The organism is Halococcus sp. IIIV-5B, assembly GCF_003602035.1.
Lineage (GTDB): Archaea > Halobacteriota > Halobacteria > Halobacteriales > Halococcaceae > Halococcus > Halococcus salsus.
The window spans coordinates 224,476-234,216 of record NZ_QZWE01000002.1; the positions used below are offsets into that span (position 1 = coordinate 224,476).

A 9,741-nucleotide genomic window follows, 5' to 3' on the forward strand; every position below is an offset into this window, starting at 1 on the left:
CTAGCTAGAGACGGCGTAGGTTCTCACGGGTGCTGCTGTCGTCGTCTTCACCGCTGTCCTCGACCTCCTCTTTACTCTCGTCGGCGTCGCTATTCTCCTCGTCCTGAGCTTCCGCTGAGGTGGCTTCACTCGCCGCTGGCTGTTCCGGTTGGTCCTGCTGATCCTGTCGATCCTCGCTCGTGCTGGCGGCCTCCTGGGGCGGCTGCTCGCTCTCGCTGCTCGACTCGTCTCCAAGAAGCTCCGCGACCGGAACGTGCCGCCCGTCCTCTCGGTAGAGCTTCGGATCAAGTGGGGTGAGGAGGCGCTGGTTGCCCTCATCGTCCTGCTCCGGCTCCGGCACGATGATAATGTCCCACTGGATCGCGCCGGGGTCGTCGCCGCCGATTTTGTGCTCGGGGATCACCGGGGGCTTGATGTTCCGGTCGCCGCCCGATGGATAGGCGCTCGCGTCACTGAATATCTCGGCGGGCGTGTCGAACGTCGCGTGAATCGTCCCGTCGGTGTCGCGGAGGATATACTGGCCTGTCTCGGTATCCTGTACCCACACGTTCTCCGAGGCTCCCGGTCGGGTCATGGCCTCTCCGTTGATACTGAGCGTGGTCGTGCCGGTGTAGAATCGCCGCTCGTTCGGTTCGGGGTGGTTGCTCCGGCAGCAGGCTGGTTCTTTCCCAACGGTGTCATAAACCTGCTCGGCAACGGATTCGCGAGCGAAGAATAGGCAGCGGTGGCCGTCGTTGTGGGCCTGCGTCAGATTTCGGACGGTCTGAGACGGCTGCGTTGACCCGGTGGTGTGCTCCGATTCAATGTAAGCGTCCTGCGTCCCGGCGAGACGGTCTAAGAGTGGGTTGTCTTCGCGATAGTTGTTCACCCGGTTGGCGATCTTCGCGGGGTCATCGACGTTCTCCAAATAAAGAGCGTCATCGAGCTTCGCCAACCCGTCCGGCATTTCGTCGCCGGTCTGGTCGGGGATCTCCATCACGAAGCCCAGCTGCGTAAACGGCACGTAGGCGTCCCGCATCGGTGCCCAGTGCTCGGCATTACCATCGTTCTCGTTCATGCCCAGGTTCATGAACCCGGTATCTGCGGCGCGAACCTCCATCTCGTCCTCGACCTCGCGGTTATCGAGGTAGGCGTCGGGGACTTCCTGTAGGACTTCCCGCCACGCTTGCCCGACGTTGTTGATCGTCTCACCTTCGGGGAGATAGCGCCTGAGTCGGCCCAGGACCTCCGCGACCGCGACGAAGCCACCCGGCTCACCCTGGCGAATGGACTCATCATAGACGGCTTTCAGCGCCTTGTTCCGAACTTCGGGATTCTCCATATCCAGCGTGCTCGGGCCGCTCTCGCCGGGCTGTCCGCCGCCGCCTGCTGTGCCATCCAGATAAAACTCGGATTCGGCCTGCTGCTCGCTCGGCGACTCGATCGGGTTGCCGTAGCGGTCCATCGATCGGAGTTTCAATTCTTCTACCTCCTCGTCGCTCATGCCGGGATTGTCGTTGATCTCGGCCCGGACCTCGCGAATGGGGCGGAACGCGTCAACCAGATAGGAGTGCGTAATATCGTCGTCGCTGGTATGGGTTTTCAGATAGCACTTGTACCGTGCCATGTGCCGAAGCGTCTCGGCGTCCACCGTGTGATGCCGCGCGACGTAATCGGCGTTCTCGGCACCGGGATTGAACGACACGAAGGTATCGACCTGATTGCTCACGGCGTCCTTCACGCGACCGGGTAGCTGGCTCCCTGGGGCCTGACACGCGAGAATACAGCGGTAGTTGTGCCCACCGGCCTCCGATAGGATGGTGTGAAGATTGCTCTCCTCGGTGACGATCTTATCGAACTCGTCGCAAATCAGGTAGAACGGATCGGCGTTGTCGCACACCCGCTTTGAGGCGTAGGTTCGGCGAATGAGCGCTGTAGTGAGTAGCCGGCGCTCGCTCTCGCCCGAACCCTCGGCGAACCGCACGACCACAACTTTGCCGTCCTCGACGGCCTCGTGAACCGAAAACGAGGGGTTACGGGCGCTGATCAGGTCGCGGATCGCGTCGTTGTGAATCCATTCGTCCATACGACCGGCGAGCGGTTCGAGGTCGTCGTCTTCCTTCTCGGCGAAGCGCTCGGCGGTGTCTCGAATGAACGCGATCCGCTCCTCGTCCATCCAGTTCGCGAACTCCTGTAGCCCGGCCTGTGACGAGCACGCGCAAGCGAGGTCTAGCAGCGTGATTCCCCGGCCTGATTGGAGAAGACCACGGGCGACGGCCTTCGTCACGCGCTTCATGAGCGCCCCCATGTAGTTGTCTGAGCCACCGGCCTGAGCCACCATCGCGGTGAGGTCGTCGGCCAGCGCCTCGATCATGGTCGCTGCAAAGCGAGAGTCGGGGTCGTAGCCCGGCGGGATCTCCATGAAGTTGAACCGGGGGATCTTCTCATACGCCTCGTCGTTGGGGTTCAACCCCAGGTCCATGACGACTAGATCCTCCTCGTCGCGGTCGTCGGGCCACTCGCGAATGAAATCATCCGCGTCCTTGCCCTTCGGATCGACCAGCAGCGCACCCTCCTCGCGCTCTGCGACCTGGGAAAAGAAGTGCTCGACAAACGTGGTCTTCCCGTAGCGAGTCCGCCCGGCGACGAACATATGAGCGTCTAAGTAGCGCTGATAGACGCCGGCCTCGACGCCGTGTTTCGTCCCCCACCCGATATAGAACGGATCGCCGGGTGATGACTCGTCGAAAATCTTGATCTCTTTCTCCTCGTCGGACGCGGCGGCCATGTCATAATCATCGAACGGGAACCGGGGCGTTCCGGGCGGCACGCCGTCGCCGGGCTTGGTGAGCGACCACCGCATTTTGCTGGTGGTGATCTGCTCGGCCTCTGGAATGTTGATGAGGCCCGCGACCTCGTTCTGAGCCTTCACAATGCCGGTTTCCTTAAAATCACGAGCGGTCGCGTCGGCATACTCACCCAGCAGGTCGCGCTTGCCGATAGGTTGGGGAACGAACGTCTGCTCGCTGTTCGCCTCATAGAAGTTCTCGAACATCCCGGCGGTCTTCGACGCTCGACTCCGGGCGACGTCGGGGTCCTCCGAGAGCGCGAACACCCGAAGGCAGAGATGCCAGCCCTTCTCGCCCTGCTGTTGCTCTAGCAGGTTCGCGATCGACTTATCGACCTTCGATGGCGGATACTCGATCGTCTCTTTGGTTAGGAGCTTCCGCTTCCGTTCAAGCGTCGGCTGGTTGAGGTTGTATGATAGCTCTTGCAGCGAGAGCTCACCTGTGATGTTCGGATCGTCGTCGTCGGTGAGTCCTTCGCCACCTGAGACACCCTGTCGCCAGTCCCGATCCTGGGGCCGAAACATGATCTGCACCACCACGTCGGCGTCGGTCGCGGCGTCGTCCTGAGAGGCGACCATTTCCTGCATGATGCTCCCCGTGGGGTCGTTGCGAAAGCCGGGGAGATCGACGTTCTTGATCGGAAACAGGGTGTATTTCCGCAGCGCTAGCTCTGCGCCCGAAACGTACAGCGGGGCGTCCTCGGCCTGCTCGACCGGGAGAAAGTCGGGCTCGGTGCGGTCAAAGATTGAATCTCCATATCTATTCTGTAGCTGGCGCTCCATCGTCCCGCCGAGAGACTGGCTGCCGGGCACGTACTGGAGCGACAGCACGCGCTCGCCGGTTCCGTCGTCGGTATAGCGTAGCTCGAACGAATGGGCCGGGGAGACGTTCTGCTCGCTGCTGAGAAACCCACCGCCCTCGCTCTCGACGGTGTGCAACGACTCTAAAACGTCCATCATGGCCTCGATCCCGCCGTTGTCCTTGTGCGGGCGAACCGAGATAGCCTGCTCTACCTCGTCGGGTACCTGAAAGCGCTCTATATTCTTGGCGTCGATCTCGGCGGCGGCGTAGTCGTTTGCCGAATAGGACTCGACACTGCCGGTCTGTGCTCCACCCGCGTAACTGCCGCTATCACCCATGTCACTCATGATTACTCGGCCTCCGTGGGTTCACCTGAGCCGTCGGTGTTGACGGTCACAGTCTGACCGGGGAGGAACGCCTGGGCCTGCTCGACGCACTTTCGCGCTCGCCATTCCTGGGCGTCGGCTTGCTCGGCGACCTCCTCGGGGTCGCTGTTCGCTAAGTCCTGGGCGCTCTCGATCCCGTGCTCCGAAAGTCGATCGGCGAACGTCGGCCCGATACCCTTCACTTCCTGAATCGGGATCGGTTCGTCGGATGCCTGTGTTTCCTCGTCGCTGCTGGCTTCCTGCTCACCGTTGCTGGCGTCGGCGGTAGCAGTAGCCCCACTACTCCCGTCGGTCATCGCAACCGGCTGTGCGGCTGCTGCGTCGTCCTGAGCGTTCGGCCCGTCCTCGGGGGTCGGCTCCGCCGGTTCGCTCTCCTCGGGGATCGGCACGCCGGTCTGGTCGTGCATATATCGGGCAAAGTCGCCGTGCTTCCGTGGGCGATAGTCGAGTAGATCGAGCTCATAATCCGAGAGCTGGATCATCTCGGGGAACCACCCGTCTCGGTCATCGAGCGAGACTAAACACTCGGTGTAGCCTTCGCCCTCCTTACCAGGGACAGCCTCGTTCTTGATGAAATTCCGCTGCTTGGGGTTCATCCCAAATTCTTCCAGGGTAGCGTCTAGGCTGCTATCTGAACCCTGATTTTCTGCTCCCGGCGTGCGGAAGAACTGGACGACCGAACACTGGTCGCGAATGGTCCGGCGCTTGTTCTCGCCACCTTCGGCTTGCTGGACGAACTCGCGCGGTGACTGACTCGCAAACCAGAGACACGCGTCGTAACGCGCCCACTCACGGGCGGCTTTCTCAAGCCACCCGACCATATCCGGCGAATGGAGTAGGAAGTGAGCTTCGTCAATCAGGAAGATCACTTCACCGTCGGTCTGTTTTATCTTCTGGTTGACCTGATCCAACATCAAGCGGAACATGGCCGACTTCTCGGCGGCGCTCGAATCGCGGAACTGCCGGAGGTCGATATACGCCATGTCCGACTCGTCCATGAGGCCGCTGTCGTCCTCGTCTAGGAGGTATTCGTACTTCTGACCCTCCTTGAACCCGCCGAGTAAGTCGAGAAGGCCAGCGATCGCCTTCTCTTTGTTCATGGTCACGTCCTCGTCCGACCCGTGGGTGAGCGGCCCCGGCTCCTCTTTGAGTTCGAGAGCGGTATCAATGAAATCCCGCATGGTCGGACTCTCGTTCGCGTGCGTCTCGGGGTTGCCCGGCTCGATCCCGGCCTGAATGTAGGTCCGGCGAACCAGTTGCTCGATCGTGTTCGTGTACGGCGACGGATCGACACCCTGGGAGCGGATGATAGCCACGATGAAGTTGGTTACGGCGTCCGACTTCATCTCGAACGGTGACGCGCCGGTTCCGCCGATGTGCTGCTCGTTCTCGTCGGGCGACTCGATATGGAACGGGTTCACGCCGTCGCCGCCGCCGACGACGACGTGCTTGCCGTTGAGCGCTTTCGTAAGCCCGTCAAATCCACCCTGAGTATCGAGCGCGATCAGGGTTCGGTCCTCTTGATCGCCATACCACCGACCGACAGCCTGACTCGCGAACGTCGTTTTCCCCGAACGTGAGACGCCGATCGTGATGATGTGCGGCGAGATTCCCCGGTCGAACGGGTCGATCTTCATGAAGCTCCCATTTTCGAGGTTACGACCGAAGTCGATCCCCCGCTCCTCGTGAATGGTTTCGCCACAGAACGGGAAGATCGACGCGACGGCGTGGCCGGGCATAGGCCGCGTTTTCAGGTTGCGATCGCCCGCTTCCACGAACGGATCGCGAACGTTCGGAGCGCACGCCTGAAACGCCTCTAGGTGGCGCTCCTGGGCGGCTCGCGGCATACAGTTGATGGGCGCTCCTTCCAGGCGCTTCCGTATCTGCTCCGACCGATGACGGAGCGCGTCGAGGGCGGCACCTTCGATCGACGCGTGCTCGGTAAGCATATCCTCGAAGGTGTCGATCGCCTGCTCCTCGCCCGCCCGAACGGTCACGTATGCCGAGACACGCCACGGTTGGGCGTTGGTCGTCCGCAATAGCTCGAACATCTGCGTATAGATGTCCTGGTCCATACCGACACCCAGGGCACTCACATCGCCACCGTCCTCCGAACGCTCCAGGCTCTCAGCTCCGATCGAACCCCACTGCGTTTTCAGCGTCTCCATGACGCTCCCGCGACTCGCCGACCGAACGGGAACACACACATCGAGGTTCACATCATGCACCGCGTCGGGGTTGCGTTCGGCCTCTAATTCGGCTCCGAACGTGGTATAGAACTTCTGCCAGAACAGCGATTCTGGCTTTGTGGGCCACTCTACGATCCAGTAGGTCCGACAGACCTGATCGCCCACCCGAATGTGATCACGGGAGACGTCGAACACACCCGGCGCGAGCATCTTCGGTCCCGGTCCCTGAGCCTGTTCGTCGGGCGGAACGAACCCCTCGGCCTCTGCTGCGGCCTCGTCCTCGCTGGTGGTGGCCGAAAGGCCGGGCGTGAGACGCTTGACCTCCGAAAAGAGGCGGGCGGCTGCCGTCGCGTTCCCCATGTCCTCGCTGCCGACACCGCTTTCCTGATTCTCCGCTGTTTCATCGGTTCCGTCGCCGTTCTCGCTCTCGTCGGCTCCGTTGTCCTTGCGAGCGAGCGTATCGACCTCGCCGCGATTGAGCGGCGGGTCTTCGGGGGCGCTGCGAGCGGGCGGCCAGACCGTCGGACCAGTTTGGGGCTCGCGAAAGGCTCGCTCTAATTCGGCGTCGGGTTCGTGGTGCTCGCCGGTCCAATATTTGAGTAGTAGATAGGCGTGCTCGTCGGGGCTGATCTGCTCGGCCTGTAGCCCGTCCACGCGGTTCATGCCGTCTTCGACGGCCTTGATACGCTTTCGGAGTTCGCGCTTCGCCGCACGGGTCTGCTGGCGGTCGCTGACGTTCCCGGTGTCCTGGCGCGGATCGAGAATATCGATCCAACTGAATCCCGGCCCGGTTCCTGGCGTCGTGACTTCACCGGGTGAGATTTCGACGGCGATGTAATGCCGCCACTCGGGGGCGTCCCAGGTGGGATCGTCCTCGTTCTTCAACCAGTCACCGACCCGGTGTAGAAGCTCGCGAACATAGACGTACTCCGGTCCCTCGAATGAATCCGACTCGGCGCGGTCGTGGTAGTGATTCGCGAGTTCGGAAACGCTCGTCGGGAGCGTCGTGCTGTAGAATGCAAAGTCAAAGTCCTTGATCTGCTCGTCAATGATATTGCCGAGTTGGTTCACTAGCTGGTTGGTTTTTTGCTCGGTGAGGCGGTCGGTCGGACGGCCTCGAACGTGAACCAGCGCGACGAGCGTGCCATCCGTTTTGACGGCGATCCCGTTGTCGAGAATCTTGTCTATCCCGGCGATAGACTGAGCGACCGTCTCGCTGTGATTCCAGGGCATTGAATCGCTGAGTGAGCGAAAGGCTCGCCAGTTCTGAAAGCGCTCCATCGGCGGGGTGTGCCAGTCACTCGTGACGGCGATATACCCGCCAAAGATCATGGCTACTCCGCCGAGGGCGATCGAAAGCCACCCGAGGGTGGGCATGGACGCGAGAAACGCACTGAGCGCGATGAACGCGAATACACCGGCTGGTGCGAACACGGTCATGAATTTCTTGACCGGCCAGCCTTCGACCTTGATCCGCGTATCGACGTAGCGCGGGATGATCTGGCCGGGACTGCGATTCGACTCCGATTCGTTCGACTCTGTTGCCTGACTCATTCGTGATCACTCCGAACGTCGCGAGCGGTTCGCTGATTCATTGATGGCCTCTCCTGGCGGCTTTCCGCGCCTTGTAGCGGCGATTGTCCCACGTTCCCGAGTCCACTTCGCCGCTATCCGACAGCCCTGAGCTAGAACTAGAACTAGAGCTAGAGCTAGAGCTGGTACTTCCGTCGCCACTGTTCCCGGTGAGAGCCCGATTGCTTGAACCCGTCACCTCGCCGACGTCGGTTCTGCCAGATGGAGAACCACCCGACCCGGCGTAGGCACGCGATTGGAAGCTCGACGTGCTACCTTCGCGCTGGTGGGCGGGGGTGGTGCTCCCGCTACTCCCGCTCCGTATCTGCTCGAAGCGGCCTTTCACGTTCCCGATCCGCTGGCGGGATTCCTGGTAGCCCTCGCGAATGTCCTCCGACGACGGACTTTGCGACGAAAGCATCTGCACGCCGGGGATCGCCTTCTTCGCGAACGTCCTTGGGAGGGTGATGAACGCGATATACAGGCCGATGATCGTCATGATCAGCGCCGCGATCGCGCTCCCTCCGCCAGCAGTCACGGGGTCCCACGGTAGCTCGAACATCACCCGAAGGAACGCCGATTGAAGCACCCGCATGACACAGAGTGCGTAGAACGCGGCGATACCGGCGTTCCCGACCCATTCGACCGACGAAATAGGTGCGAGCCGTGCGACCCAGAACAGCGGCCAGAACGCGACTAAGAAGTGAATCGCAACGAAGATCGCGAGCAACACGCCGATCCCGACGAGCACGATGCTCGACTGGAATAGAGCTAGTCCACCACCGAGCAGTAGACCGACACCGAGTTTGCCGAGGTTCCCCGGTGTCGAGAAAAATTCGCTGGCGTTCGGTGCAACCGACTGAGCGAGCGTATCGAAGAAATGCAACGACGCCGGGATGATGATGATAGCTCCAAACAGGATCATGACCGCATGGAGCGCAAGCCGTTTGAGGCGTTTGCGGCGCTTGTAGCGGTCGGTCGTCTCATACGCGTACATGAACGCGAGTCCGAGCAACGCAACTGAAATCCCGCTAAAGACGGCGTAGGCTTGGTAAATACCCGGCCACCATCCGTCGTCGTCATCTGGGTTCGCCCAGGTGCTCACGTCCCACCCGTCGCCGGGGGCGGGTAGGCCGACCATCATATCTGAGAAGCTTTGCACAATACCTTTCAGGTTTTCAACGACTCCGCCGACGACGTACTCAATCGCGCCGCCGATCATCTCCTGAATCGTTGGGATACACCCACCGGGGTTCGTCACACCACAATTGCCACCACCGCCGCCAGCACCGCCCGCACTGCTGTTCCCGGCGGTCGCGTTAGTGGCGTTCGTGGAGTTGGTCGCGTTCGTGGTGTTGCTCGTATTGGTGGAATTACCATCTGCCCTGAGCGAACCAAGCGGGGCTGCCTCGCTGGTATTGTTTGCTGCTCCGGCTAGCTCGTCCCCGGTCGCGTTCGTGGCGTTGGTCGCGTTGTCCGCCGCGCCTTCCAGGGTGTCCCCCGTTGTGTTCGTCCCGGTTGCGTTAGTCCCGTTTGTTAGGTTCCCGGCCTGAGCACCGGCTATCCCGGAAAACGGGAGGAAAACAGCGTTACACACGAAGAAAACGGCAACCAGGATTTTCAGAGTACGATCCAAAACGGGCATTGAGGTTAGAAGCCGATGAGGTGGAACAGCGCGATCGTCGGGTCAATCATGATGAGGCCGTTGCCGAACGTGAAGCACCCGACCGTCTGCACGCCGAGAATCTGCAAGAACGTCGCGATGATGGCCGGGCCGAAAATCCCGGCGGCTGCCGTGATCGCGCCGCCCTTCGCCTTCGACTTCCCTTCCTGGCGCACCTCGGGCTTGGCCGAACCCATATCGTCGGCTGCGGTGAGGATACGGAAACCGCCCTTGAACAGCAGGTACAGAGCGATAGCCGACAGAATCAGGGTCAGCGCTTGACCGATCCCGTTCTGGCACAC

At 61.4% G+C, this 9,741-nt stretch carries 4 protein-coding genes; all 4 read right to left on the reverse strand.

Annotated elements, in window-relative coordinates; all coding sequences use genetic code 11:
• Positions 1-4 precede the first annotated feature (4 nt).
• On the reverse strand, positions 5-3,976 hold the full coding sequence (locus D3261_RS03065; protein ID WP_120068739.1) for a type IV secretory system conjugative DNA transfer family protein: 3,972 nt from the start codon (positions 3,974-3,976) through the stop codon (positions 5-7).
• A 2-nt stretch (positions 3,977-3,978) separates the two neighbouring features.
• Positions 3,979-7,758, reverse strand: coding sequence for a hypothetical protein (locus D3261_RS03070; RefSeq protein ID WP_233553850.1), 3,780 nt, complete (start codon positions 7,756-7,758; stop codon positions 3,979-3,981).
• 37 nt (positions 7,759-7,795) lie between these two features.
• Entirely contained in the window at positions 7,796-8,920 is a 1,125-nt protein-coding gene (locus D3261_RS03080) for a hypothetical protein (protein ID WP_147464902.1), read from the reverse strand.
• 506 nt (positions 8,921-9,426) lie between these two features.
• A partial coding sequence (locus tag D3261_RS19905) for a hypothetical protein (RefSeq protein WP_158589334.1) occupies positions 9,427-9,741 on the reverse strand: 315 nt, incomplete at its 5' end.

Bases quoted from the DNA above. Each gene is read 5' to 3' on its own strand.
- D3261_RS03065 (WP_120068739.1), bottom strand. From the start codon at position 3,976: ATGAGTGACATGGGTGATAGCGGCAGTTACGCGGGTGGAGCACAGACC.
- D3261_RS03070 (WP_233553850.1), bottom strand. From the start codon at position 7,758: ATGAGTCAGGCAACAGAGTCGAACGAATCGGAGTCGAATCGCAGTCCC.
- D3261_RS03080 (WP_147464902.1), bottom strand. From the start codon at position 8,920: ATGATGGTCGGCCTACCCGCCCCCGGCGACGGGTGGGACGTGAGCACC.